At 41.7% G+C, this 25,712-nt stretch carries 22 protein-coding genes; 13 read left to right on the top strand and 9 right to left on the bottom strand.

The window, feature by feature from the left end:
* Positions 1 to 61: 61 nt before the first annotated feature.
* On the bottom strand, positions 62 to 904 hold the full coding sequence (locus G4D82_RS03075; protein WP_166334387.1) for an alpha/beta hydrolase: 843 nt from the start codon (positions 902 to 904) through the stop codon (positions 62 to 64).
* Positions 905 to 1,007: 103 nt separating this feature from the next.
* Positions 1,008 to 3,317, bottom strand: coding sequence for a T9SS type A sorting domain-containing protein (locus G4D82_RS03070; RefSeq protein ID WP_166334385.1), 2,310 nt, complete (start codon positions 3,315 to 3,317; stop codon positions 1,008 to 1,010).
* Between the two features lie 324 nt (positions 3,318 to 3,641).
* Between G4D82_RS03070 and G4D82_RS03065 the strand changes: the two genes are divergently transcribed.
* Together G4D82_RS03065 and G4D82_RS03060 are read left to right on the top strand one after the other, a co-directional pair.
* The gene (locus G4D82_RS03065) at positions 3,642 to 4,781 is read left to right on the top strand and encodes a helix-turn-helix domain-containing protein (RefSeq protein ID WP_166334383.1); all 1,140 of its coding nucleotides are present in this window, start codon (positions 3,642 to 3,644) and stop codon (positions 4,779 to 4,781) included.
* Positions 4,782 to 4,865: 84 nt separating this feature from the next.
* Positions 4,866 to 6,326, top strand: coding sequence for an alpha/beta fold hydrolase (locus tag G4D82_RS03060; protein ID WP_166334381.1), 1,461 nt, complete (start codon positions 4,866 to 4,868; stop codon positions 6,324 to 6,326).
* Positions 6,327 to 6,383: 57 nt separating this feature from the next.
* On the opposite strand, the gene G4D82_RS03055 is transcribed toward G4D82_RS03060, so the two are convergent.
* From G4D82_RS03055 to G4D82_RS03040, 4 genes are all read right to left on the bottom strand, one after another.
* Positions 6,384 to 7,607: an NADP-dependent isocitrate dehydrogenase gene (locus G4D82_RS03055; protein WP_166334379.1), complete on the bottom strand. Its 1,224-nt coding sequence runs from the start codon at positions 7,605 to 7,607 to the stop codon at positions 6,384 to 6,386.
* Positions 7,608 to 7,850: 243 nt separating this feature from the next.
* The gene (gene rplS, locus G4D82_RS03050) at positions 7,851 to 8,201 is read right to left on the bottom strand and encodes a 50S ribosomal protein L19 (RefSeq protein ID WP_166334377.1); all 351 of its coding nucleotides are present in this window, start codon (positions 8,199 to 8,201) and stop codon (positions 7,851 to 7,853) included.
* 154 nt (positions 8,202 to 8,355) lie between these two features.
* The gene (gene trmD / locus G4D82_RS03045) at positions 8,356 to 9,033 is read right to left on the bottom strand and encodes a tRNA (guanosine(37)-N1)-methyltransferase TrmD (RefSeq protein WP_166334375.1); all 678 of its coding nucleotides are present in this window, start codon (positions 9,031 to 9,033) and stop codon (positions 8,356 to 8,358) included.
* 150 nt (positions 9,034 to 9,183) lie between these two features.
* Complete coding sequence (locus tag G4D82_RS03040) at positions 9,184 to 9,633, bottom strand: DUF1569 domain-containing protein (RefSeq protein WP_166334373.1); 450 nt, start codon at positions 9,631 to 9,633, stop codon at positions 9,184 to 9,186.
* A gap of 76 nt (positions 9,634 to 9,709) precedes the next feature.
* Between G4D82_RS03040 and G4D82_RS03035 the strand changes: the two genes are divergently transcribed.
* The 3 genes from G4D82_RS03035 (at position 9,710) to G4D82_RS03025 (ending at position 12,266) form a co-directional block, all read left to right on the top strand.
* Positions 9,710 to 10,642, top strand: coding sequence for a peptidylprolyl isomerase (locus G4D82_RS03035; protein ID WP_166334370.1), 933 nt, complete (start codon positions 9,710 to 9,712; stop codon positions 10,640 to 10,642).
* An 85-nt stretch (positions 10,643 to 10,727) separates the two neighbouring features.
* Complete coding sequence (locus G4D82_RS03030; RefSeq protein WP_166334368.1) at positions 10,728 to 11,039, top strand: cytochrome c; 312 nt, start codon at positions 10,728 to 10,730, stop codon at positions 11,037 to 11,039.
* Positions 11,040 to 11,291: 252 nt separating this feature from the next.
* Positions 11,292 to 12,266, top strand: a complete 975-nt coding sequence (locus G4D82_RS03025) for a fasciclin domain-containing protein (protein WP_166334366.1) — start codon at positions 11,292 to 11,294, stop codon at positions 12,264 to 12,266.
* A gap of 111 nt (positions 12,267 to 12,377) precedes the next feature.
* Here the strand turns inward: G4D82_RS03025 and G4D82_RS03020 are convergent, their stop codons facing one another.
* The 3 genes from G4D82_RS03020 to G4D82_RS03010 are packed head-to-tail and all read right to left on the bottom strand — an operon-like array spanning position 12,378 to position 15,642.
* Entirely contained in the window at positions 12,378 to 13,652 is a 1,275-nt protein-coding gene (locus tag G4D82_RS03020; protein ID WP_166334364.1) for a glucose-1-phosphate adenylyltransferase, read from the bottom strand.
* 5 nt (positions 13,653 to 13,657) lie between these two features.
* On the bottom strand, positions 13,658 to 15,070 hold the full coding sequence (locus G4D82_RS03015; RefSeq protein ID WP_166334362.1) for a glycogen synthase: 1,413 nt from the start codon (positions 15,068 to 15,070) through the stop codon (positions 13,658 to 13,660).
* Between the two features lie 17 nt (positions 15,071 to 15,087).
* Positions 15,088 to 15,642: a thioredoxin family protein gene (locus tag G4D82_RS03010; protein ID WP_166334360.1), complete on the bottom strand. Its 555-nt coding sequence runs from the start codon at positions 15,640 to 15,642 to the stop codon at positions 15,088 to 15,090.
* A 156-nt stretch (positions 15,643 to 15,798) separates the two neighbouring features.
* Between G4D82_RS03010 and G4D82_RS03005 the strand changes: the two genes are divergently transcribed.
* From G4D82_RS03005 to lepB, 8 genes are all read left to right on the top strand, one after another.
* Positions 15,799 to 16,134 carry a tRNA-binding protein gene (locus G4D82_RS03005; protein ID WP_166334358.1) on the top strand — a complete coding sequence of 112 codons (336 nt, stop codon included), beginning with the start codon at positions 15,799 to 15,801 and terminating at the stop codon, positions 16,132 to 16,134.
* A gap of 175 nt (positions 16,135 to 16,309) precedes the next feature.
* The gene (locus G4D82_RS03000) at positions 16,310 to 19,630 is read left to right on the top strand and encodes a T9SS type B sorting domain-containing protein (protein WP_166334356.1); all 3,321 of its coding nucleotides are present in this window, start codon (positions 16,310 to 16,312) and stop codon (positions 19,628 to 19,630) included.
* Between the two features lie 40 nt (positions 19,631 to 19,670).
* Positions 19,671 to 20,552, top strand: coding sequence for an SDR family oxidoreductase (locus tag G4D82_RS02995; protein ID WP_166334354.1), 882 nt, complete (start codon positions 19,671 to 19,673; stop codon positions 20,550 to 20,552).
* A gap of 564 nt (positions 20,553 to 21,116) precedes the next feature.
* Entirely contained in the window at positions 21,117 to 21,884 is a 768-nt protein-coding gene (locus G4D82_RS02990) for a ParA family protein (RefSeq protein ID WP_166334352.1), read from the top strand.
* A 5-nt stretch (positions 21,885 to 21,889) separates the two neighbouring features.
* Positions 21,890 to 22,786, top strand: coding sequence for a ParB/RepB/Spo0J family partition protein (locus G4D82_RS02985; protein ID WP_166334350.1), 897 nt, complete (start codon positions 21,890 to 21,892; stop codon positions 22,784 to 22,786).
* Positions 22,787 to 23,350 carry a DUF5683 domain-containing protein gene (locus G4D82_RS02980; protein WP_317167552.1) on the top strand — a complete coding sequence of 188 codons (564 nt, stop codon included), beginning with the start codon at positions 22,787 to 22,789 and terminating at the stop codon, positions 23,348 to 23,350. It abuts the gene before it with no gap.
* Positions 23,347 to 24,051 carry a 4-hydroxy-tetrahydrodipicolinate reductase gene (gene dapB, locus G4D82_RS02975; RefSeq protein ID WP_166334348.1) on the top strand — a complete coding sequence of 235 codons (705 nt, stop codon included), beginning with the start codon at positions 23,347 to 23,349 and terminating at the stop codon, positions 24,049 to 24,051. Before G4D82_RS02980 ends, dapB begins: the two co-directional genes overlap by 4 nt.
* Before the next feature lie 35 nt (positions 24,052 to 24,086).
* Positions 24,087 to 25,637, top strand: a complete 1,551-nt coding sequence (lepB, locus tag G4D82_RS02970) for a signal peptidase I (RefSeq protein ID WP_166334345.1) — start codon at positions 24,087 to 24,089, stop codon at positions 25,635 to 25,637.
* Positions 25,638 to 25,712: the final 75 nt, after the last annotated feature.

The raw sequence follows: 25,712 nt of genomic DNA, 5'->3' as shown, positions 1-25,712 counted from the left end.
TAAATGTTATGTTTGGCATTGATTTTCTTTATTCATTCTACGACAATTTATTATTGGGGCGTTATTCTTTATGATAAATTACTCTAAATGCATTCGATATCGCCTGATGCATAATTGTGGCATGGTCTTCTTGTGGCAAATAGTCAAAATGAATATTAATCTTTTTATTTTCCATTTTATTGATTTTTTCTACCAATAGATTAGCATCTACTTCCATGACTCGAGGTAGTGCGGTAGGGGCGAGTCCTTCTTTCCCCACACCAATGTATACGTCAGTTGGCTTGTTAACCAATACCGGTTTAACATTCAAAAGAGAACCATTATCCCACCACAAACTCGGACTGACAATAACATATTTATTGAAAAGAGAGGGTTTTTTAAATAAAATTTCTGTAGCGAGAAGTCCGCCTAAGGATTGCCCGATAATTGTTTTGGAACTGTGAGCTCTATATCTATTTTGAATAAAAGGTTGGAGTTCTTTCTCAATAAATTCGATGAATTGGTTTGAGTGTCCCGAAGTAGGAAAGTTTTTTTTGTCTGCCTCGACTGTGGTTGGGAAGGTGAAATCCCGTCTTCGGTCTACGGTAGCGATTCCGACCACAATAGATTTTGGTATGATATCTACCCATTCAAAACTGTCGAATTGCACCAGCCCGACCACATGGATAAAATCTTCGTCAGCAGAACCATCGAGTAGATAGATCACAGGATATTTAGTGGTCTCATCAGCCAAATAGCCTTCAGGAAGATAAATGTTCAACAATCTAGTCTCCCCGAGGATTTTGGATTGAAGTTCTTCAGTAGCTCCAATTATGAAAGGTTTGGATTTTCCAATGGTATTTTTTTGCTGACAAAAAGCCCATCCAGTTATTAAGGCAACTGCAAAGATTAATAAGTGCTTCATTTTAATAATGTTTTGTGGTTGTACATTAAAGTTGGGGTTGCCTAATCTCACCCCTTTAGCTGCTGTTTCCCCAGCTTTTTTAGATCAAGGCAACCCCGGAAAATTAAATTTTTATAACGCGATGTGTTGTTTTTTGCCCATTCTCATATTCGACCACTATATAATAAGTTCCAGATTTTAAGCCTGAAATATCAAGCGTTCCATCCTCGATGGGGAATTGGTGTTTTCTGGCCAGCATATCAATCATAGTTGCTGATTTCGGACGGAGATCATCTGGGGTATAAACAAAAATTTTACCCTGAGTGGGAACCGGATAAAGCAATGTTTCGCTTCTTGTTTCCGGAAGGTGGTTACCCAACGATGTAAGATCGATTTTATGTTTGACCACGCCAAGGTCAGTCGTTGCGATGTAGGCTTCGATATCATCCGGTCTAAAATTGAAATCACAGTTATAGCTTTGTATATAGTAAAGGTCAGTTTGGTTAAGGGTTTCCCAAGTAGTACCGCTATCTTTTGAATAATGGATTTCAAACCTAGAAATAGGACCATCATACTGTGCTCCGATAATCACTTCTGGGTGCAGGTCCGAGTGGACTATTTTATCTACAACGTGGTTGGAAATCAATTGCCAAGTATGGCCACCGCTGTATGATGTATATATTCCCGCGGTAGTTGCCAGAGTCACTTGTTGCGGATCTAACGGATTTTGTGAAATGTCTAAGATAGTGTCGTGGTCGGGATCCAGCCCTTGCAGCCCATTGTCTAACAGTTGCCACTGCGGGAGCGCTACACTGCCTGTTAGTTTATAGATTTTTGTACCTAGATTAATCAAAAGAGATCCATTCGCTATTGCTAAACTATACCCTAAGGTCTGTGTAGGAAGCGCCAATTCATGCAGTTCTGGGTTAGTGTCATTCGGGTCGTAGTAAAATAAACGGCTGTACTCATAGCCCTCTATTGTGTTGTATGCCAAAAGCAACCAATGTTTGCCCAGACCGGTCAGATACTCGTGGACACCAATGCATTCTGTTGTAAATGACGCTTCTAAAGTCGCTCCATATTGACTATAAATATTTACAGTATTGCCAATGAAACCATATAAGTGTTTAGCTACATAATGACTGTTTGATTTGTCATAAACAATCATTGGCGATTCCATTACAGGATAAAGCAATGGGATGACATCATAAGAGGTTTCGACAAGATTGGAAAGATTCCTGTGGCAATGTCCGAATTGAACACCGTGTAAAAGGTGATTGGATTGGTTGTCTTTTTTTAAGCTTACTGATTCAGAGTAAAAGAACGGGGATTTTACCTTGGTAAAGGTCTGTCCGCCATCGTTTGAAAAGAAAGGGTAATAGTTGCAAGCCAGATACATTTCCGAGGAGTTGAACGGATTCATGGTCACATTTAACCCGTAATAGTAGTCGCTGTCAGTATAACCGTAAGTCGTTTTTTGATTTGTTTCAAAATTGTTGGAAGTCAATACTACCTCGTTTTCTTCCAAAACCATTATCCTTGCAGGATTATTTTTGTCAAATTCAATATCCAATATGGCGTTGGAAAGGAAATCATTCCATTGGATCGGGATGATTTCCCAATTATCTCCGCCGTCATAAGAACGATACAGGTTCTCGGTGGATCCATAGTATCCCAAGTTCGTCCCTAATAAGATATGGTTCGGGTCGGTGGGATGAAATGCAAAACAATCTAGCACCACCCCGGGTAGTTTTTCAGTCCAATGTTGCCCGAAATCGTCTGATATCAGCAAGCCCCCTTCCTCATCATTGGGTCCGGAAGCCAACGCGACATATAAGCGTTGTGGGATATTTCGGCCCAAAGCCACATTGTTCACGTGAATCATGTTATTGTCCTGATGCGAATAAATCATATCCCATGATGTCCCTCCGGTTTGGGTATAGTACACCCGAGAGAACGCACCAAATCCGACTCTGTATCGCAGGTAAATAATGAGTTGATTGGTGTTGTCAGGATTGATATCGAACTTACTGACATGTTCCTCGTCTGAAGGCCCTCCATCTTCAGGATAATTAGGAATGGGCACTTCAAAGGTATGTTCAATGGTATTGTCATCGATATTGAGCAAGACAATGTTGTTTTGATGGTAAGTTTGCGAAATAGCAAAGGCAATTCGATGGTCATCGATAATTTTCAAATTGGTCAACCGCGCGTTATTATCTGGATATGAATAATGAACAGACCAATTTTGTCCATTGTCCGTAGAAGTGAGGATGTGGTTCTGTAGGCTCAAGGCAAACAATCTTCCAGGATCGCTGGGATGATAGTGGATGTCGAAAATCCGACCGTATTCATTAGATCCGACCAACTCAGCCTGCGCAATTGAAGACTGAAACAGCAATAATCCGAATAAAATTAAAAGTTTTCTTTTCATAGTTTTTCATTGTTTAGTTTTTAGTTATTGATTTATTTGAAACAAATAATTAAATCATTTACTCGTGTGGCAGTATTGTGCATTTGACTAAAGATTTATATTTGCGAAGGCAAAAATCGGAGGTGTAAGGCTCTAATAAGTTTCAGCCTATAAGATGAAACTCAAATTTTATTATTTTCAACTTTCACCCAATCAATGGGATAAGTGAACATATGATCATTTTTCGATTCACCAAATGAAGATGTATTCGTAAATTATTAGTGTCTTGTGATGATTTGCGACATGTTAGCGATATTAACCAAAGCTCGATAAAAAAATACAGTCATGCTGTTCGTACTAGGAATTTCCATTTCGTTATTTCTTTGTTTTTTGTTGGTTTTCAAACAATCCAAATCCAGGGCAGATTACATACTTGCCGCATGGCTGTTCGTTATTTTCGCCCATTTAGCACTTTTCAAAATCCATGATGCGCTTAGGGCTGATTACTTTTCATATTTATATGGTATAGAAGCACCATTGCCATTTTTGCACGGGCCATTATTATATCTGTATTTGGCCGCTTTGACGAATCATTTTCCCGTAGGTCGATATAGGTTTTTGATTCATTTTATGCCTTTTCTGTTTTCCTACCTGACCATGATTCCCTTTTTTTGTTTGTCGGCTCAGGAAAAGGAATATATTTATCGGCATGATGGTATAGGCTATGAGGATTTTGTATTCTACAGTTCTATTTTTATCAACATCTCTGGGGTATATTATGTCTTCCGGTCAATAGTACTGTTAAGGAGGCACCGAAAAGACATCTTGCATCAGTTTTCAGATATCGACAGAATAAATTTGCAATGGATGACCGGCCTCATTATCGGGATAGGGGCCATCTGGATTGCTGTGCTGTTTGGTAATGATCAGCAAGTATTTGCCTTGGCTGTATTTGTAGTATTGTATATCGGATATTTTGGAATCAATCAGGTCAGGATATTTGGTAACGCCGTGATTACTCAGTCCACCACAATGACTTCAAATGTTTCCCAAGTGACAGCCACGTTAGAAGAAGTTTCTCAAGAAAATAAATTACACGAAAACGTCAAATACGCAAAGACAGGTTTGAAAAAAGAAGCGGCAATGAAAATCGTACAAGCCTTGGATCAGCTCATGGATCAAGAACATTTATACCGGGACACGTATTTGAAGATTTCGGATTTGGCACTCAAATTAGATATCCATCCCAATGTGTTATCACAAGCCATTAATGAGTACAAGAACCAGAATTTTTACGATTATATCAATACCTTAAGGATTAACGAATTTATTTCTTTGATTGGACGGCCTGAAAATCAAAAATATACCATGATGTCATTAGCTTACGATTGCGGTTTCAATTCTAAGTCATCATTCAATAGGCATTTTAAAAGGGTCACAGGAAAAACCCCAACGGAATATGTTGGCCAAGCGATACCGGAGTAACTGTTTTTTTTAGGTTTCAGCTTGTAAGGTCGGGCCTATCCTCGATTTTTTTGTTGAAAATTTGCACCTAAATCAAACTGAAAGATGCAAAATATTAAGACAATTACTATACTGGTTTTGGCTCTTGCTTTTCAAACCGTAGGTGGGCAAAATAGCTGGGATAAATTAAAACACGGAAAAATCCGCATCAACGGGAATAGCTATAAAACTTATCAAGGGAGTATCGAAGTACCGGAAAATTACGATGCGAAGGATAGCAAGTTGATACCCTTATCATTATATATCATCAAATCGAACTCAACCAAGCGTCAAGAACCCGTATTTTTTCTCGACGGTGGCCCCGGAGCGTCCAATATAAAAAAAACGGGAAATCATTATTTATTGGAACACCATGATTTCGTCTGTGTGGGTTATCGCGGAATAGACGGAGCGGTAAAATTAACATCGAAAAAACTTTGTCGGGCCGCTCGAGGACTGAACCATCAAATCCTCAGTGAGAAATCTATTAAAAACTTTAAGAACGAATTGACTCAGTATTTTGTCTCCCTTGAAAAGCAAGGTATGGATTACCGTTTGTATCGAGTGCCGAATGTGATCCATGATATTGATTATGTGCGCCACCATTTGGGTTATCAGCAAATTAATCTCTTAAGTATCAGCTACGGAACACGTTTGGCTCTTTTATATGATTTGAAGTTTCCCGGAGTGGTGAAAAGATCGGTTATGGTAGGTGCCAATCCGCCGAAGCATTTTATCTGGTGGTCTTCCATGAATGAAAAAATCATTGCAAAATATGACGAACTATACCAAAACCAACCCTTTCGATACAAAGGGCCGGGCAGTATCAAACAAGCCATGGAAAAAGCTTTTGCGCAAGTGCCTAAAAAGTGGTCTTTATTTCGGTTAGATCCAGAAAAAATCAGAATGGCTGTTTTTATGATGATGTATGACAGGGATATGGCTGCCATCGCTTTTGATGCTGTTTTTAAAGCTGCTTATAGAAAAGATTACAGTGGATTTTGTGCCATGCAGAAATTTTACAATTATATGTCTTCCCGAAATGTATGGGGCGATATGTTTATAAAAGGAAGCATTGACTATGATCCCGATGTTGATTTTGTTGCCCAGCTTGCTCAAGAGGCGGAATCTACATTGGGTTCCGCTTATTCAAAATTTCTGTGGGGTGCGATGCCAGAAATTTTAAAATCAATTTCGATTCCCCGAGAATACAAAAATATCAGGAAAACACCAACCGAGACACTCGTTATCAGTGGGAGTCTAGATATTTCCACTCCATCAGATTATGCTACTAATGAACTCATGCCTTTTCTAATAAACGGTAAACAGGTAGTCTTGGAAAACAGTTCGCATGCTGATCTAATTAATAAACAAATTGAGAACTATCGAAAAACGGTGGCGTCGTATTTTGATTCGGGCATTCTCAGGGACAATGCATTTGATCGGGATCAGGTTGAATTCAAACCTAAAAAGAACCTCAATCTACTAACGAAGATTTTGTATCCTTTTCTGTTTTTAATTAAATAAGCACAATAAAAAAAGGCAACCGTTTCCAGTTACCTTTTATATTCTTAAAGCGGTTGATTAACCTAATTTCTTTTCCAAATTTTCTTTGATGGCTTCCAAGAAAGCTTCGGTCGTTAGATAGTCTACGCTGGTTAAACCTTCCGGTTTTACGAGCATCGCTAAATCTTTGGTCATTTTGCCGCTTTCTACGGTATCGATACAAACTTGCTCTAAAGCTTGGCAGAATCCAATCAATTCTTGGTTGTTGTCCAGTTTTCCTCTGTGCTCTAGTCCGCGTGTCCAAGCGAAAATAGAAGCAATCGGGTTGGTCGAAGTGGCTCTTCCTTTTTGGTGTTCGCGGTAATGGCGTGTCACGGTTCCGTGTGCGGCTTCGGCTTCTACGGTTTTTCCGTCAGGTGTTACTAAAACTGAAGTCATCAATCCTAAAGATCCAAAACCTTGCGCTACCGTATCAGATTGTACGTCGCCGTCGTAGTTCTTGCAAGCCCAAACGAATCCACCGTTCCATTTCATTGCAGAAGCAACCATATCATCAATCAATCGGTGCTCGTACACCATGCCGTTTTTCTCGAAATCCGCTTTGTAATGCTCTTGGTACACCTCTTCGAAAATGTCTTTAAAACGTCCGTCGTAAGCTTTCAAAATCGTGTTTTTGGTCGAAAGGTATAACGGCCATTTTTTCGTGAGTGCCATCTGGAATGAAGAATGCGCGAATCCGTAGATGCTTTCGTCGGTGTTGTACATGCTCATCGCCACACCGTCGCCTTTGAAATCGTAGACTTTCCACTCGGTAGTTTCTCCTGCTTCATTAGTGAACGACATGGTTAAAGTACCTTTTCCTTTGATAACTTTATCAGTCGCTTTATATTGATCGCCAAAAGCGTGACGACCAATCACAATCGGTTTGGTCCAGCCTTGAACATAACGCGGCACATTGCTCATGATAATCGGCTCACGGAAAACGGTTCCACCGACGATATTACGGATGGTTCCGTTGGGCGATTTCCACATTTCTGAAAGGTTGAATTCTTTCACGCGCTCTTCATCTGGCGTAATGGTCGCGCATTTGATACCGACATTGTATTTCTTGATGGCTTCGGCTGAGTCAATCGTAATTTGGTCTTTAGTGGCTTCGCGGCTTTCGATGCCTAAATCGTAGTATTTGATATCGAGATCCAGATAAGGAAGGATCAATTTTTCTTTGATAAAAGCCCAAATGATGCGTGTCATTTCATCGCCGTCGAGTTCCACCACGGGATTGACTACTTTAATTTTTGCCATGCTGATTGATATTAATGAGTTTGTAATTTTTTGCGGAAACAAATATATTAAAATCCGCTGCAAATCAGCCAGCTTGCCCAGCGAAAACGATTGATTTGCGGATTTGTGAATTTGGGTTTGTCAAAAATAGCAAAGTGTTAATTTAAGGTGAGAAAATTATTAAAATGTCAGATTTCAGTTCGATTCGGAGCAAAAAAAATCCCGATGGTGAAATCGGGACTTCTATAATATTGAGCGAAAAGATTATCTTCTTTTATCTCTGATTTTCGCTTTCTTACCGGTAAGTTCTCTGAAGTAGAAAATTCTAGCTCTACGAACGTGACCTTTCTTGTTGATTTCGATTTTTTGCAATGCAGGCAAGTTCACCGGGAAGATACGCTCAACACCAACTGAACCTGACATTTTACGGATTGTGAAAGTTTCAGTAACACCTGAACCTCTTCTTTGGATCACAACGCCTTTGAAAAACTGCGTTCTGGTTTTTTCACCTTCTTTAATTTCGTAGTAAACGGTAATGGTATCACCTGCTCCGAATTCTGGGAAATCTTTTTTAGCTACTAATTCGTTCTGTACGAATTCTAATAAATTTGCCATGACTAATGGTTTAAATAAAAGTTTTAAAATCAGAGCAACATGCACGGTTCTCGCCAGAGGTTGGTCTAAGTGGGCGCAAATTTAATTAATAATTAATAATTAACAAGGAATAATTTGAAAAAATATACTACTGTAACCACCTCATTATTAATTATTATTCATTGAGCAAGTCGGGACGACGCGCTTTTGTATGCTCATACGCCATGTCTTCACGCCATTTTTCGATTTTTCCGGCGTGGCCACTGGTCAAAACTTCAGGTACTTTCCAGCCGTTGTAGTCTGCTGGGCGCGTATAAATTGGCGGTGATAATAAATTGTCTTGGAAACTGTCGGTCAAGGCCGAAGTCTCGTCGCTCAAAACACCGGGAATCAATCTAATCAACGCATCGCTCAAAACCATTGCGCCGAGTTCACCTCCGCTTAAAACGTAATCGCCAATAGAAATTTCCTTCGTAATAAAATGATCGCGCACCCGTTGGTCCACACCTTTATAGTGCCCACACAGGATAATAATGTTTTCATACAATGACATGCTGTTGGCCATTTTCTGGTTCAGCGTTTCGCCATCGGGTGTCATGTAAATCACCTCGTCGTATTGGCGTTCACTTTTCAAATGCGTGATACAAGCATCAATCGGTTGCACGGTCATCACCATACCAGCACCGCCTCCAAACGGGTAATCGTCTACGCTTTTTTGTTTGTTGGTCGTGTAGTCGCGCAGGTTGTGGATGTGCACTTCCACAAGGCCTTTATCGATAGCGCGTTTCATAATCGAAGCTTCAAACGGGCTGCGTAAAAGTTCCGGTAAAACGGTAATGATGTCGATTCTCATGCGGCAAATGTACAAAGTTTTGGATTTTTTTTACTGCGTCAGTTCACTTCGCTTGGGTCAGAAGCCGGGAACCTGCTCTTCGCAGTGCACGGCACTTTGCTGCGATCAGGGCTAGGGCAATTTCCTGAGATAAACTTTTATCTTAAGCAATCAAACTCCGAATTGCCTTAAATGATGGTCGAGATGTTTCCACATGAGCATATCCCATTCTTCAATGGTAAGTGGCCCCCAAAACGGATGTTTGTGAAGTTTGATGCAACTTGGGCCTTCCTGGGCAAATTTCCGGAATGCCTGAATCAAATCTTTTTTACTGACTTCAAAGTCGGGTTGGTCTGTTATGACAAACTCTTTGGCAGTTGGGCTGTTTTTGTCGAGGTTACCTTTGACAATCACTTTGTTTTTGAGCAATCGACCCAATAATCTGAAAATGAACAGCACCTTTAATTCTATTTTTCCATAAGCTACTTCAATAGCTTTGGTGCTGTGCACGAACATTTGGTTTACACTCATTTTTCCCCATAATGCTTGGGTTTGTGGGGTTAGTTTTTCAATTCTATCGACCATCGCCTGATTATCGATCGGGTTAAATACTGAAGCCATAAGAAGTTATTTTTTAGCGTTTTCAAATTTAGCATATTAAAGTTACCTTTGCCGCTCAATTTTAAAAACACCAAAAATGGAAAACGGTATATACGCTAAATTCAACACGCCTAAAGGCTCGATTTTAGTAAAACTCACCCACGATTTAACACCGGGAACGGTCGGCAATTTTGTTGCATTGGCTGAAGGAAATCTTGAGAACAAAGTAAAACCACAAGGCCAAAAATACTATGACGGCTTAAAATTCCACCGCGTGATTCCAGACTTCATGATTCAAGGCGGTTGTCCGCAAGGCATCGGCACCGGTGGTCCGGGTTACAACTTCGACGATGAGTTCCACCACGATTTGCGCCACGATGGCCCAGGCGTTTTGTCTATGGCCAATTCAGGGCCGGGCAGCAATGGTTCGCAGTTTTTTATTACGCATGTCGCTACGCCTTGGCTCGATAATAAACACACCGTTTTCGGAAATGTGGTAGAAGGCCAAGATGTTGTTGATGCTATTGCACAAGGTGACACCATGGATTCGGTAGAAATCATCCGTGTAGGTGAAGAAGCCCAAAAATGGAATGCCGTAGAAGCTTTCAGAACCTTTGAAGGATCACGCGCCAAACGAGAAGCAGCAGAGCGCGAAGCAGCCGAAGCCGCTATGGAAAAACTGGCCGCCGGATTCGACAAAACTGAAAGCGGATTGCGCTACAAAATGATTCAGAAAGGAAATGGTAAAAAAGCCGAGAAAGGCAGAACCGTTGCGGTACATTATTCTGGTTCGTTAGATAATGGCAAAGTATTCGATTCGTCTTACGCGAGAAAAAAGCCTATTGAATTTCCTTTGGGAATGGGTCACGTTATCGAAGGCTGGGATGAAGGTATAGCGCTTTTACAAGTAGGAGATAAGGCCCGTTTTGTAATTCCATCGCATTTGGGTTATGGTTCGCGCGGAGCCGGAGGAGTGATTCCACCTAATGCGACACTAGTTTTTGATGTAGAACTTATGGATGTAAAATAAAATTTCGCTTAAAAAGGCTAAAAAAATAAAACCCGACGATTGATTATTGTCGGGTTTTTTTATATTTGAAAAACAAACATCAGATATGAAATTAAAGTACCTAGCATTATGCCTTACCGCAGGATTGATTTATTCTTGTGCTTCTAAATCGTCAACCGCTGCAACGCCACCGCCACCGCCAACACCTAACACGGCTGTAGTTAAGGATGTCGTGACAGATGAAGCCTCAGGAAAAGTAGCTTATGAAAATCACTGTGGTAAATGCCATAAACTTTTCGACCCCAAAGATTTTTCAAAAACTGAGTGGGCACCCATCCTAGTGAGAATGCAAAAGAAAGCCAAATTGTCTGATGCAGAAATGGCACCCATCACGAATTATATTTATACCCAATTATAATTATTTCAAGTAGTTACTTGAAAAAGCATCCTTTTTTGGATGCTTTTTTTATTTTGTTTAAGTCGCGGGCAAAATCATTGGTCAATGAATTTCTTATTTTGCTGGGTTGGGTTGTTTTTGTATTGAAAATAAGCGCTTTAAGTCGTTAAACAGTCTAGTTAATTTTTTCACAAACTTTAATTTGTTTAATGTTTAATGTTTTTTGTTAAACAAAATCAATATAGATTTGCTGCAAACAAAAATCAAACGACTATGAAAAATTTAATTAGAACTTTTGCAGTATTTGCACTTTGCTTGTCAGTATTGTCTTGCAGCGACGACGATGATGACAACACAACGTCAACTCCACAGACCATTGCCGCTATTGCGTCGGGTAATCCTAATTTGTCTACTTTGGTTAGCGCGTTAAACAGAACCGGATTGACAGCTACTTTTAACTCGGCTGGCGATTACACCGTTTTCGCTCCAACCAACGACAAGTTCGCAGCTTTTCTCTCTGCAAACGGTTATGCTAACCTTGAGGCCGTTCCGGTAGATGCTCTACGAGAAATTCTCAGAAACCACGTTCTTGGTACGTCATTAACCGCTTCTGAACTTACCACAGGTTATGTAAAAACATTAGCCAAAGGTTCGGCATCAACAACCAATACCTTGAGTATGTATGTGGAAGTGACAGCAGGAAATGTAAAATTAAATGGTGGCGCTTCAAACAAAGGAGCTTCAGTAGTCACAGCAAACATTAATGCTTCCAACGGAGTAATTCATGTTGTCGATAACGTGATTGCCTTGCCAACAGTTGTGAATCATGCTATCGCAAATCCAAATTTCACTTCATTGGTTGGCGCTTTAACTGGAGCAGGTCAGCCTGATTTTGTTGGGATTCTCTCCGGAGCCGGGCCATTCACCGTTTTTGCCCCGACCAACAATGCTTTCACCGACTTGAATACAGAGTTGGCACCGGGCGGAATTGCTGGCGTGAGCGCTGAAAATCTAACTAAAGTACTGCAATATCATGTAGTTAGCCCAGCCAATGTTTTGGCAGCAAGTTTAACAGAAGGGCAAGTGGTCAACACACTACAAACACCGCAGAGTTTTACAGTTTTACTAAACGGCGGCGCACGACTTAAAGATGCCAACAACCGTGAGTGTCCGATTACTGCCACTGATGTACAAGCGGCTAACGGGGTGATTCACGTACTGAGCAAAGTGCTTTTGCCAACCTTTTAATCTTCGCTGGGAAAAATGCTATGAAAAGGAAGATTACAGCCTGATACGAGATTGGGCTGTTAACACGGGTAGTATAGATTTACGTTTGTATTTCTTTACTTCCCGTGTTTTTTATTGTACCGAAAAACCGTCGGGTAAAACAGCCCCTTTTTTCACTACGATAATTCCGTCTTTCACCGTATACAAAGGAGTGTTTGCATCTGCTAGGTGTTTGCCTCCGTTGAGTTTTACATCGTTACCGATACGACAGTTCTTATCGACGATAGTGTTGTTGATGAAACAACGTTCGCCAATTCCGATGTTCTGAATATTGTGCTGGATGTTGTGTCGGATTTCTTCCAGGTTCTGATAATAATCGTTGCCCATCAGATACGAATTGAAAATCGTCGTGCCATGACCGATACGGCTTCTAATCCCAATTACCGAATGTTCAATCGTGGCCGAATTAATAATACAACCTTCTGCAATAATCGAGCGGTCAAAATTAGAAGCGCCCGTAATTTTCGATGGCGGCAAAACCCTGGTTCTGGTATAAACGCGGCTCGAATTATCGAACAAATTGAACTTCGGAAGCTCATCGGTCAATCCCAAGTTGGCTTCAAAAAACGAATCGATGTTTCCGATATCGGTCCAGTAACCTTCATATTGATAGCTCAACACTTTTTCCTTTCCGATGGATTGCGGGATGATTTCCTTACCGAAGTCTTTCGTGTCCGGATTGCCCATCAGTTGGATCAGCAAATCGCGGTTGAAGATGTAAATTCCCATCGAGGCCAAATAGTGCTTGCCTTCCGCTTTCATTTCGTCGCTAACTTCCGAAGTCCATTCTGGCAAGAATTCCGCCGCAGGTTTTTCGATGAATGAGGTAATCCAGTTCTCGGAATCCGTTTTTAAAATTCCGAATTCAGGAGCTTCTTTAGCAGTTACGGGTAAAGTCGCTATGGAAATGGTAGCACCACTTTTCTGATGCGCTTGAATCATTTCGTTGAAATCCATCTGATACAACTGATCGCCCGAGAGAATGAGTGCATAATCAAAATCGTGGTTCAAAAAATGTTGCATACATTGGCGCACGGCATCGGCAGTTCCTTGAAACCAACGCGGGTTATCAGGCGTTTGTTCCGCAGCCAAAATGTCCACAAATGCCGAACTGAACGTACTGAAATGATAAGTGTTTTTAATGTGCTGGTTCAGCGAAGCCGAATTGAATTGTGTCAAGACAAACATCCGCTGAATTTGCGAATTGATGCAATTTGAAATCGGAATATCCACCAAACGGTATTTTCCGGCAATCGGTACCGCAGGTTTAGAACGGCTTTCGGTAAGTGGCGCCAAACGCGATCCTTGTCCGCCGCCGAGTATAATGGCTAAAGTAGATTTGCTCATGTGAACTATTTTAAAGATTCGTAAACGTCTATGTATTCTGTAGCGACCTTATCCCAAGAATGGTCAATTTGTTGGATGTATTTTCGGATGGCATCGAAAGTTTTGGGTTGGTCAAACAGTTGGATTGCCCGAGAAATCGAATGAATCACATCAGAAACACTCGTCTCGTTGTGGCAAATTCCGAAACCGCCGTCGCCAATATCGAGCACGGTATCTCGCAAGCCGCCGGTTCTTCTGACAATCGGAATGGTGCCATACCGCAAAGCATACATTTGGTTCAGTCCGCACGGTTCTATGCGCGATGGCATCAACAGAAAATCCGCTCCTGCGTAGATAATGTGCGCTAGTTTTTCATTGTATCCGATATAGGCGCTGTAATTTCCGGCGTAGAAATTTTGCAAACTCGAAAGTTCTAGTTCTACACCAGTATCGCCCGAACCCAAGATAAGAATATTGATTTTTCCTTGGTTTTGATGCAAAGCCACACTACAAATTTGTGGCAAAAGATCGGCGCCTTTTTCTCCCACCAAACGCCCGATAAACGTAAATAGGGGCAAATCTGGGTTCAAGTGAAATTGCTCACACAAGTAAGCTTTATTGGCGGTCTTTCCTTTTTTGAAATCCTTGAGCGAATAGTTCTTCACCACTAAAGAATCGGTTTTAGTGTTCCAGACTTCGGTGTCAATTCCGTTCAAAATTCCGAGTGATTTCGGACGTTCCCATCGCAAAAGATTTTCCAATCCATTGGCGCGGTTGCTAATTTCATCAAGATAACTTGGCGAAACGGTTGTTACTTTCCACGCACATTTTATACCCGAAGCCAACGGATTAATAGTACCGTTCCATTCCAAATAACCGATTTTAGACAAATCGAACTGTGGCAGGTAATGCAATTTGTCATAACCGAACCAACCTTGGTATTGCCCATTGTGAATCGTGAGAATGGTAGGCGTCAACCGCAAGACTTCGTAGTTCAAACAATGCTGTACCATGAACGGAATCAAAGCAGTATGGTGATCGTGACAATGCAAAATATCCGGACGTTGACGGGTTTCAATCAGCCAATTCAGAAAAGCAATCTGAAAAGACAAAAAACGCTCGGTATCGTCTTCATACGAATAAACATTCGGGCGGTCGAAAAGTTCGGGAATCGCAATTTGGTACAATTCAAAACCTAATTTTCCCGTAGCTTCTTTGGCAATCGAATAAGAAAATACGAAACGACCCAGACGCAATTGGCCTTGATGTACGGTTTCATACTCATTCTCCTGAACGAATTTATTGTTATAAGCCGGAACAACAACTTTAGCCTTATGACCGGCTTGGTTGAGGTATTTGGGCAACGCACCAACCACATCGGCCAATCCGCCCACTTTGGCTACTGGATAACATTCGGCGCTGAGGTGAAAAATTTCCATGAATTGAATTTAGTTTTTTATTTCCATTTGATATTACATCCGATGCTGGGCTTTTGTATTTCGGGCGGCTCTTTTCCTTGAAGCATTAAATCGATGGCTTGTCGCAAATCATAGCCGCTCACCGGAATTCCGTTCGAAGGTCGTGAGTCATCCAACTGGCCGCGATAGAACAGTTTGTTTTGTTTGTCGAATAAGAAAAAATCGGGCGTACAAGCAGCGTCATAAGCTTGGGCAACTTCTTGGCTTTGGTCATATAAATAAGGAAAATCCATTTGGTGTTTGGCTGCAAAGGCTTTCATCAATTCTGGGCTGTCTTGCGGATATTTTATAACGTCATTGCTCGAGATGGCTACAATTCCAATCTGCTGCGCTTGACAGACTTGGCCTATTCGGACAATTTCGTCGATCACGTGAAGCACAAAAGGGCAATGGTTGCACATGAAAATCACGAGTGTTCCTTTTTCGCCCCGCAAATCGCCGTACGAGAAAACTTTTCCAGAAATCGTATCGGGAAGTTTAAAATTTGGAGCTAAGGTGCCCAGCGGAATCATGTTAGAAGCGGTCTGTGCCATTGTATTAGCAAGCGGTTTTGAGATTCTAAATGTAGGAAATAAATTTAAAAATTTTGCTATCGGCAGTAAATGGACGAATGGCTTAAAAATCGAAAATATATTGTTGTTGGTTTCAAAATAGTAATTTTACGCTGCTTCAATTTAAATAGAATCGAAATGGAAATCAACTGGAACGATTTTGAGAAAATAGAAATGCGTGTCGGAACGATTCTCTCCGTAGCAGATTTTCCCCAAGCCAGAAAACCGGCCTATCAAGTCACCATTGATTTTGGTGAAGTAATCGGCATACGGAAATCATCCGCGCAAATTACAAAACGGTACCAAAAGCCTGACTTAATCGGTAAGCAAATAGTTGCAGTAATTAACTTTCCCAAAAAACAAATCGGCCCTTTTATGAGCGAATGTTTGATACTGGGTGCTGTAGGAAATGATCAAGACATTGTGTTGTTGACTCCAGATGTTGTGGTAGCCAATGGGCTGCAGATCGGTTGAGCTAGTGGCGGTAACTCTTAAATGATTGGTTTTTAATTTTCTTGAAGCTTTTCTAGAAAAAATTCAGCAGAGTTACTGAAATTTTACATTTAAAAAATCGTTACAACGGGTAGACTTTAAGTAAACGAATTGTTTTTTAAGGGGTTATCTTCTGAAATAGTTTTATTTTCACAGTATGAATCGCGTATGGGTTTTGTTTTGGATGTTCTTTCTCTGGCCGATAATCGGCTTTGGTTTTACATTTAATGTAACGGCAACACCCGAGAATTGCGCCGGAAGTGGTACGCTCAACTTTACGGTTGCCAACACAGCACCGGGCGGAACGATAGTCTACGAGATCTACGAATTACCCAACATTACCGTTCCGATTGCTACCGTTAGCACTAACATTTTTACTGGGCTTTCTGCCGGAAACTACCGTGTAATTGCCAAAGAAACTGTTGGCACCACCACCACTTCACAACAGCAAGACGTTACTATAACCAATGAAGCGGTCAATTTGGCATTCACCATTCAAAGTTTCAATCAAGCTTGTTCTAGCAATAGCAATATTTCGGTCAATGTTACTTCAGGAGTAGCGGTTTCCTATGAAATTTTTTCAGGCCCGGTTACTTTTCCGTTACAAACCTCCAACACTTTTTCTGGGCTTCCTGTTGGGGTTTATCGCATAAGGGTTTTTGATAATTGTGGAACTGGCGTGGTTTCTACTTTTACAGTGACACTGAATCCAACAGGTTTGACCATCGGAACACCTTCTTTTTCAAATACAACGCCGCCATCTTGCACTGAGTTTATCGCAAGTCACTTAGTTACACCAGCCAACGGAACCGTAATCGGTTATCCGTTACAACTGGTTTTTGAGGTACATCCTCCGGGCGGTGCTCCGGCTCAAACATTTACCAGTTCGGTAGCTAACGGCGATCCTTCTTCAGAAATTATCAGTGAAACCATACCAACTTTTCCGAACCAGAACTATGATTACGATGTAACCATCACTGATTCTTGCGGATCTGTTTTTACGCAAAATTTTTTAGTCAATCAGAACATTTCGCTCACGCCAATTATTTATGATTTGGATTGCAATGCTTATTATTTCGAACTCAAACCCAACAACTACACGCCGCCTTACACTTTGAATTTCACCGTCACGCCACCGGGTTTCAATCCGGCTGTTTTTAATGCGGACTATCCAGGGCCATACAACACCGATACAGTCACTTTTGGAGGCACTTCGGCCCATACGCCAACCGGAAGTTATGAAGTAGTGATTCAAGATGTTTGCGGAAGAACCAATACAGTTCCGTTTACTATTATTGATTTTCCTGCCGCAGCTTCGGCTCTTGCCTACAATAACGGTTGTGCAAGCAATTCGGGCAATATTATAGTTTCGATTCCAGCTTATAAAGTCGTCACGGCCATCATCTTAAGTGCACCTGCCAGTTATCCTTTTCCGTTACCGCACGATGTGACTGCTTTAGTCGATACAACTTTGGGAACACTCACCTTGAATCCTGTTCCGATTGGCGATTATGTAATCATTACGACCAACAATTGCGGCGATTTGATGAGTCCGGTGAATGTCACTGTTCCGGTATATGTCAATCAGGGGTTGCAGAGCGACATTCGCCAAGGTTGTGATTTGAACCGAAGTGCGATTAAAATCTGGAGCGCTAATGCTGCACTGGCTAGTATTACAATTACTGCAGCTCCAGCTAGTTTTTTGCCGAATTTACCATTTGACGGCACCGCCAATATTGCTACTGATGGTAGTTTTTATATGAACCAATTGCCTCAAGGAACTTATAATTTTACGGCAACTGATGCGTGTAATTTCACCAATACGATTATCGTGACGATTGTGCGCGGCTATAGCGTTTTTAGTAATTCTTTTTCACTGCAGGCGAATTGTGGCTCGTTTGATATTCCGCTGAATTATTCTAGTAACGGCAATACGAATGAAACTTTCTGGCTACAGAAGCTAATTGACCCTACCAGCAATATTTGGGGCCATCCCGGAACCGAAGTGGTATATCCGGACGGAACGGTTCCCAACGCGGGCAATAGTTACTCGTTGCAGAACAATACCACGAATTATAACCTGATTTTTAGTGGCACTTTTAGAATTGTCCATAGTTTTTCGACTTACCATAACGGAGCCGATTTCAACAGCGGAAGCGCCGCCAGTTTAGATAAAGAATGTATTGAGTACTTGAGCCCGACTTTGTTTTTTGATCAAGTACTTGAGATTCTCGATGTTTACCGAATGCCTTGCACCAACAACGGCAATCTCGATGTGGTCATTCAGGCCAACGGAGCCGCGCCAATTCATTATACCATCATCGAGAAAGACGGAGCGCCTTTTTTCTTGGATAACTTCAATTCTAATATATTCTACAACTTGCCTGCGGGTTTGTACACTTATCAGCTCGAAGATCCGTGCGGTAATATTTTGACTGGTAGCTTCGATGTAAATCGGTTGCTTTCTCTAATTACGCTACCGCCAGCTGGAAGTTTGCCCGATATTTTGCAATGTAAAACTGTCATAACAGGCAATGAGATTTTCGATTTATCAACTCAAAATGCGGCGATACTTGGTACTCAAAACCCAGCCAATTTTACCTTAAGTTATCATCCGTCATTAGCTGATGTCCAGAACAATACCAATCCGATTTTAAATATCACCAACTACAATCCGGCTACAAATCCGATGACTGTTTTTGTTCGGTTGGTTTATAACCCATTGCCGAATTGTTACGAGACTTCTTCATTCGAATTGTTTGCCGGCCAAGTTCCGGTATTGAACGCCAACCCGAGTTATTTGAGTTGTTCTTTAGCTCCAATTACGTTAGATGTTTCTGCGGGCAATTTACCGACAACCACTTACAATTGGTCTGATGGCTCAAGCGGGGCGACGATTACGGTAAGTCAGCCCGGAATTACACTTCTTACCGTCGAGGCGACAAATAACTACGGAAGTGCCGGTTTGCCTTGTTCCAATTCGCAAAACATCGAAGTTAAGATTTCCGAACCGCCCGTGATTGAAAGTTTCGAAATCAGTGATTGGACGGCCAATGAAAACAGCATTACCGTTATTACTTCTAATTCGGGTTTGTTCGAATATTCGCTGGACGGCATTAATTTTCAGCAAGAGAATACTTTTTCAGGATTGAAACCTGGCGTTTACACAGTTTATGTTCAGGACCAATTGGGCTGCGGTATTACCCAAAAAGAGATTTGGTTGTTGTATTATACGAACTTTTTTACTCCGAATAACGACGCTTACCATGATACTTGGTTTATTGAAAACGCCGAAAACGAACCTGAACTGACCATAGCGATTTTTGACCGTTACGGAAAATTGATCAAATACTTGGGTGCTAAAGAGCGATGGGACGGAACTTACAACGGGCAACAAGCCGTGTCAACCGATTATTGGTTTTTTGTGACCCGAGCTGACGGCCGCACGCACCGCGGACATTTCACGCTCAAGCGATAATTCATTATTTTCCCTATCTTGCCGGTATAAAATAAAACATATGGATTTCTCTGCAAAGATGTTGCGCGAGGATGCGCTCAAAGGAAAAGTAATTGTCGTGACCGGCGGCGGAAGCGGCTTAGGTAAAGCAATGACGCAGTATTTTCTAGAACTCGGGGCAAAAGTGGCCATTACGTCGCGCGACCTTGAAAAACTCAAAATGACTGCCCAAGAACTCGAAGAGAAAACAGGCGGTACTTGTTTACCATTGGCTTGCGATGTGCGCCATTATGACCAAGTAGAAGCCATGCTGGGAGAAGTTTTAAAAACTTTCGGCAAAGTTGATGTTTTACTTAACAATGCAGCCGGGAATTTCATTTCGCCCACCGAACGTTTGTCTGCCAACGCTTTTGATACTATAATTGATATTGTGTTGAAAGGCACCAAAAACTGCACTTTGGCATTCGGCAAGCATTGGATCGATAGCAAGCAAACTTCAGCAACGATCCTTAATATCGTAACTACTTACGCTTTTACCGGTTCGGCTTATGTGGTGCCGAGCGCTACTGCAAAAGCCGGAGTTTTGGCGATGACCAGAAGTTTGGCGGTAGAGTGGGCAAAGTACGGTATTCGTTCTAACGCGATTGCACCCGGGCCATTTCCTACCAAAGGCGCTTGGGACCGATTGCTTCCGGGCGATTTGGCTGAAAAATTCGATATGTCGAAAAAAGTACCACTCAAACGTGTGGGCGACCATCAGGAATTGGCGAATTTGGCCGCTTATCTAGTGTCTGATTTCTCGGCATACATCAACGGGGAAGTGGTTGTGATCGATGGAGGCGAATGGCTCAAAGGCGCCGGGCAGTTCAACTTGTTGGAGCAAATTCCCGAAGAAATGTGGGACATGCTGGAGGCGATGATTAAGGCAAAGAAGGACAAATAGATTTTGAGACCGCTTCGCTGGAAGAATATTTCTTGCGGTGAAGCGGTTTTTTCTCCTAGACCGGATAATTTAGCTTCGAGTTAATGATTTTCTTAATATCAAATGCCTCGGGTTACACGAGCATAGCGAACTGGCGAAGCATATTAAGAGGAGCAAGTCCAGTGGACTTGAGGTAAAGTCCAGATTTTGATTTTAATAGGGCTTTTCAGGATTTATCTCAACGCCTAGCCCGGATAATTTGATATTAAGAGGAGCAAGTCCAGTGGACTTGAGGTAAAGTCCAGATTTTGATTTTAATAGGGCTTTTCAGGATTTATCTCAACGCCTAGCCCGGATAGTAGTGGAAATCCTTTTTTGTTAACGAAAAGAACTTGAGTTTAGCGAGCGTTTAGAACAAAAAAGATTGCAACGGATAGCCGGAAAAAGCTTCTCAAAATTATTATTAATTATTCACTATTTATTATTAATTCGGCGACCCTCAGTTTATTAACTTTTGTTAACAAGTTGCCCTTGAAAAACCCATAATTAATTGTATTTTTACGGCTCAAAAATTTAAAGGTTTACATGGGTAAAATCATTGCTATTGCCAATCAGAAAGGCGGTGTTGGAAAAACAACCACGTCGGTGAATTTGGCTGCATCATTAGGCGTTTTAGAAAAGAAAGTGTTGTTGATCGATGCCGATCCGCAAGCCAATGCAAGTTCGGGCCTCGGAATCGACATTGAAAGTGTGTCGCTGGGAACCTATCAGATGCTGGAACATAGCAACACGCCTGAGGAAGTCACCATTCAGACTACGGCTCCGAATGTTTCGGTAATTCCGGCACACATTGATTTGGTAGCAATTGAAATTGAGCTAGTCGATAAAGAAAACCGCGAGTACATGCTCAAACAAGCTTTGGAGAAAGTCAAAGACCAATACGATTTTATTTTGATTGATTGCGCGCCGTCGTTGGGCTTGCTCACGTTGAATGCACTGACAGCTTCAGATTCGGTAATCATTCCGATCCAATGTGAATACTACGCGCTCGAAGGTTTGGGCAAATTGCTCAACACGATTAAAAGTGTGCAGAAAATACACAATCCGCAGCTCGATATTGAAGGTTTGCTGCTCACAATGTTTGACTCTAGATTGCGTTTATCTAACCAAGTGGTTGAAGAAGTGCAAAAACATTTCAACGATATGGTTTTTGAAACAATCATTCAGAGAAATGTGAAGCTCAGTGAAGCGCCGAGTTTCGGGGAAAGTATCATCAATTACGACGCGACGAGCAAAGGCGCAACAAACTATTTGCACCTAGCGCAAGAAATTATTAAGAAAAACACGCTATAAGATTTATGTCACAAGCAGTCAAAAAACAGGCGTTGGGAAGAGGATTATCTGCCTTGTTGAAAGATCCTGAAAACAATATCCAATCGGTCAACGATAAAAACGCCGACAAAGTAGTCGGGAATATCATCGAACTCGACATCGATGCTATTGAAATCAACCCGTTCCAGCCGAGAAGCAATTTCAACGAAGAAGCACTTCAGGAATTGGCGGTTTCCATCCGTGAATTGGGTGTGATTCAACCGATTACCGTTCGTAAATTAGACTTCAATAAATACCAGTTGATTTCCGGGGAACGCCGTTTGCGCGCTTCGAAAATCAATAAGTTGGCTACTATTCCGGCGTACATCAGAATTGCGAACGACCAGGAATCGCTAGAGATGGCGCTCGTGGAGAACATCCAAAGACACGACCTTGACCCTATTGAAATCGCGCTGTCTTACCAACGTTTGATTGACGAAATCCAACTCACCCAAGAACAAATGAGCGAGCGTGTCGGGAAAAAGCGTTCTACGATTGCCAACTATTTGCGTTTGCTCAAACTCGACCCGATTATCCAAACCGGAATCCGTGACGGGTTTATCAGTATGGGCCACGGCCGTGCGATTATTAATATCGAAGACCAAGACATACAGGCCGATATTTACCAAAAAATCGTCAGCCAAAACTTGTCGGTACGCGAAACTGAAGCGCTCGTGAAAAACTACCAAGACAGTTTGAAACCTACTGCCAAAAAAGCGCCTAAAGCTTCTAATTTTACGATTGCCGACGAAGAAAAGAAAGCCATTTCAGGTTATTTCGGAGCCAAAGTCGATATCAAAATGGCCGGCGGTAAAGGAAAAATCACGATTCCTTTTCATTCTGAGGAAGATTTCCACCGGATTATTAAACTGATTAAAGGCTAAGTGTTGCGGTATGTAGCCATACTGCTGCTGTTTTTGTATGGCGGAAACCAAATTGTTTTCGGCCAGGAGAAAGACACGCCTGTATTGATTACCAAAGATTCGGTCAAAGACAAAGACATCAACCCGCTAGCACCAGCGAAAGCCGCTTTTTATTCTGCTATTTTGCCAGGTTTGGGGCAGGCTTACAACAAAAAATATTGGAAAATACCAATTGTCTATGGCGCTTTGGGAGCGACACTTTATTTTTATACCACCAACAATAATAAATACCACGAATTTCGAGATGCGTATAAAGCGCGTTTGGCCGGAAACCCCGATCCGAAATACGATTATCTCGACGATTCCAGATTGATTGAAGCCCAACGTTTTTATCGCAGAAATCGGGATTTGTCCATGCTGCTCACCATCGGTTTTTATGCTTTGAATATCATCGATGCCAACGTGGATGCGCACTTAGGGCAATTCAACGTGAACGATAATTTGTCATTGCGTACCGATGTGCGCCCAGATGAACGTTACAACAAGCCTACTTTTGGGCTCGCTTTAAATTATACTTTCAAATGAGAATAGCACTACTCGGTTACGGAAAAATGGGAAAGGTGATTGAGCGGATAGCGCTTTCTCGCGGCCATGAAATTGTGCTCAGAAAAACCAGTAATGACAGTTTTGAAGGCCTTGAGAATGCGGATGTTGCGATTGATTTTAGTATTCCCGATGCCGCAGTTGGTAACATTTCGCAATGTTTGCTTACTAACGTGCCGGTAGTTTCAGGAACCACTGGCTGGCTGGCTGATTACGAGAAAATGGTGACTTTTTGTAAAAATAATAACGGCGCTTTTATATACGGATCGAACTTCAGTTTGGGTGTGAACTTGTTTTTTGAATTGAATTCGTATCTGGCTAAAATGATGTCGAAGTTTGATGCTTATAAGGTTTCAATGCAAGAGATTCATCACACACAAAAGCTCGATGCGCCCAGTGGAACAGCTATTACTTTGGCTAAAGAAATTATCGACCATTCCAATTATTCCAGTTGGACGTTGGAAAATGCCAAGGAAGATGAGTTGCTTATTGAAGCCAAGAGAATCGAAAACGTTCCCGGAACGCACACCGTGGTTTACCATTCCGAAGTCGATTCCATTGAAATTAAGCATACGGCACACAATCGCGAAGGGTTTGCCTTAGGTGCTGTATTAGCGGCAGAGTGGATTGTCGGGAAAACCGGTGTTTTTACAATGAAAGATGTATTAAATTTAGACAAATAAAATAGAACGAATAACCTAATAACAGAGTAGAGGTCATGACAATATTTCAATGGTTTGTTTTTTTTCTGATTCTTCAAGTAGTTCATTTCATCGGAACCTGGAAAATTTATGAAGCCGCCGGTCGCAAACGCTGGGAAGCTGCTGTTCCGATTTACAATGCTATCGTTTTAATGAAAATCATCAACCGCCCGACTTGGTGGACAATCCTATTATTTGTGCCCATCGTCAACCTGATTATGTTTCCGGTGGTTTGGGTAGAAACAATTCGCAGTTTCGGAAAAAATTCTACTACGGATACCATTCTTGCCATAGCAACCTTGGGTTTGTATGTGGCTTACGTGAATTACACACAGCCTTTGAATCACATTCCGAACCGAAGCTTGATTCCGACCAATAAAGGTGCTGACACAATCAGTTCATTACTATTTGCGATTGTTGTGGCGACGATTGTGCACACTTATGTGATGCAACCTTACACGATTCCGACTTCTTCGTTGGAGAAATCTTTACTGGTCGGAGATTTTCTTTTTGTGAGTAAATTCCATTACGGCGCGCGCGTTCCTATGACTACCGTAGCGATGCCGATGGTTCATGACACCATTCCGGTGCTGCACAAGAAATCGTATCTGAACAAGCCGCAGTTGCCTTATTTCCGTTTTCCGGGCTTGCAGCAAATCGAGAAGAATGATATTGTGGTTTTCAACTGGCCGGTCGATACGGTGTATAAGTTCTTTGACACTTCTAAACGCAAAGCGGATAAACCGATCGACAAAAAATCAAATTATGTGAAGAGATGTCAGGGAACGCCGGGCGATATGTTGCAGATCAAAGACGGCGTTGTGTTTATCAACGGTAAAGAGTTGGCGCTACCGGAAAGGGCCAAGCCGCAATATTCTTACACCGTGACCACAAATGGTTCTTCTTTTGACCCGACTTACATCGTGAAAGATTTGAATATTACCGATGGCGTATATCAGACTTCACCAAACACTTTCTTGTTTTCTGCCTTAACGACTGAATCTGCAGCGCGTTTGAAAAGCAATCCGATAGTCAACAATATTGTTCGAAATATTGCACATGAGCCCGAACCGACCGTGTTTCCGCAAGTTTCCAACGGTTGGAACAAAGACAATTACGGGCCGATTTACATTCCTGAAGCCGGAAAAACTGTAGCCCTTAATAAAGAGATTTTGCCTTTTTACAAGAGAATCATCACTGAATATGAAGGCAACGACTTAAAAGTGAGCGGCAATGAAATCCGAATCAACGGCAAGGTCGCTACTTCATACACCTTTAAACAAAATTATTATTGGATGATGGGAGACAACCGCCACAACTCTGAAGATAGCCGTTATTGGGGTTATGTGCCGGAGAACCACATTGTTGGAAAGCCGGTTTTTATATGGATGAGTTTGGATTCGCACGGAAGCGGTTTGAATAAAATCCGTTGGGAGCGAATGTTTACTACCGTGGGCGGCGATGGACAACCTTATTCTTATTTCAAGTTCTTTTTGATTGCTTTGGCAGCTTATTTTGGGATCACTACCTATCTGAATAAGAAGAAAGAGAAAGAAACCAACAATTAAAAAGGCAAACACAGATTGCACAGATTAACACAGATTATATCCGTGGAAGTCTGTGCAATCTGTATTAAATATCGT

It is taken from the genome of Flavobacterium lotistagni (genome assembly GCF_011392125.1).
In the GTDB taxonomy this organism is placed as follows: Bacteria; Bacteroidota; Bacteroidia; order Flavobacteriales; family Flavobacteriaceae; genus Flavobacterium; species Flavobacterium lotistagni.
This window is presented reverse-complemented; position numbering and strand designations above follow the sequence as displayed.

Coding starts and splice junctions, on each gene's coding strand:
- lepB (WP_166334345.1), top strand. CDS start 24,087: ATGACAATATTTCAATGGTTTGTTTTTTTTCTGATTCTTCAAGTAGTT.
- G4D82_RS02985 (WP_166334350.1), top strand. CDS start 21,890: ATGTCACAAGCAGTCAAAAAACAGGCGTTGGGAAGAGGATTATCTGCC.
- G4D82_RS03020 (WP_166334364.1), bottom strand. CDS start 13,652: ATGAGCAAATCTACTTTAGCCATTATACTCGGCGGCGGACAAGGATCG.
- G4D82_RS03015 (WP_166334362.1), bottom strand. CDS start 15,070: ATGGAAATTTTTCACCTCAGCGCCGAATGTTATCCAGTAGCCAAAGTG.
- G4D82_RS02990 (WP_166334352.1), top strand. CDS start 21,117: ATGGGTAAAATCATTGCTATTGCCAATCAGAAAGGCGGTGTTGGAAAA.
- G4D82_RS03065 (WP_166334383.1), top strand. CDS start 3,642: ATGCTGTTCGTACTAGGAATTTCCATTTCGTTATTTCTTTGTTTTTTG.
- G4D82_RS03070 (WP_166334385.1), bottom strand. CDS start 3,317: ATGAAAAGAAAACTTTTAATTTTATTCGGATTATTGCTGTTTCAGTCT.
- G4D82_RS03035 (WP_166334370.1), top strand. CDS start 9,710: ATGGAAAACGGTATATACGCTAAATTCAACACGCCTAAAGGCTCGATT.
- G4D82_RS03075 (WP_166334387.1), bottom strand. CDS start 904: ATGAAGCACTTATTAATCTTTGCAGTTGCCTTAATAACTGGATGGGCT.
- G4D82_RS03005 (WP_166334358.1), top strand. CDS start 15,799: ATGGAAATCAACTGGAACGATTTTGAGAAAATAGAAATGCGTGTCGGA.
- G4D82_RS03010 (WP_166334360.1), bottom strand. CDS start 15,642: ATGGCACAGACCGCTTCTAACATGATTCCGCTGGGCACCTTAGCTCCA.
- G4D82_RS03040 (WP_166334373.1), bottom strand. CDS start 9,633: ATGGCTTCAGTATTTAACCCGATCGATAATCAGGCGATGGTCGATAGA.
- G4D82_RS03025 (WP_166334366.1), top strand. CDS start 11,292: ATGAAAAATTTAATTAGAACTTTTGCAGTATTTGCACTTTGCTTGTCA.
- G4D82_RS02995 (WP_166334354.1), top strand. CDS start 19,671: ATGGATTTCTCTGCAAAGATGTTGCGCGAGGATGCGCTCAAAGGAAAA.
- trmD (WP_166334375.1), bottom strand. CDS start 9,033: ATGAGAATCGACATCATTACCGTTTTACCGGAACTTTTACGCAGCCCG.
- dapB (WP_166334348.1), top strand. CDS start 23,347: ATGAGAATAGCACTACTCGGTTACGGAAAAATGGGAAAGGTGATTGAG.
- G4D82_RS03000 (WP_166334356.1), top strand. CDS start 16,310: ATGAATCGCGTATGGGTTTTGTTTTGGATGTTCTTTCTCTGGCCGATA.
- rplS (WP_166334377.1), bottom strand. CDS start 8,201: ATGGCAAATTTATTAGAATTCGTACAGAACGAATTAGTAGCTAAAAAA.
- G4D82_RS03030 (WP_166334368.1), top strand. CDS start 10,728: ATGAAATTAAAGTACCTAGCATTATGCCTTACCGCAGGATTGATTTAT.
- G4D82_RS03060 (WP_166334381.1), top strand. CDS start 4,866: ATGCAAAATATTAAGACAATTACTATACTGGTTTTGGCTCTTGCTTTT.
- G4D82_RS03055 (WP_166334379.1), bottom strand. CDS start 7,607: ATGGCAAAAATTAAAGTAGTCAATCCCGTGGTGGAACTCGACGGCGAT.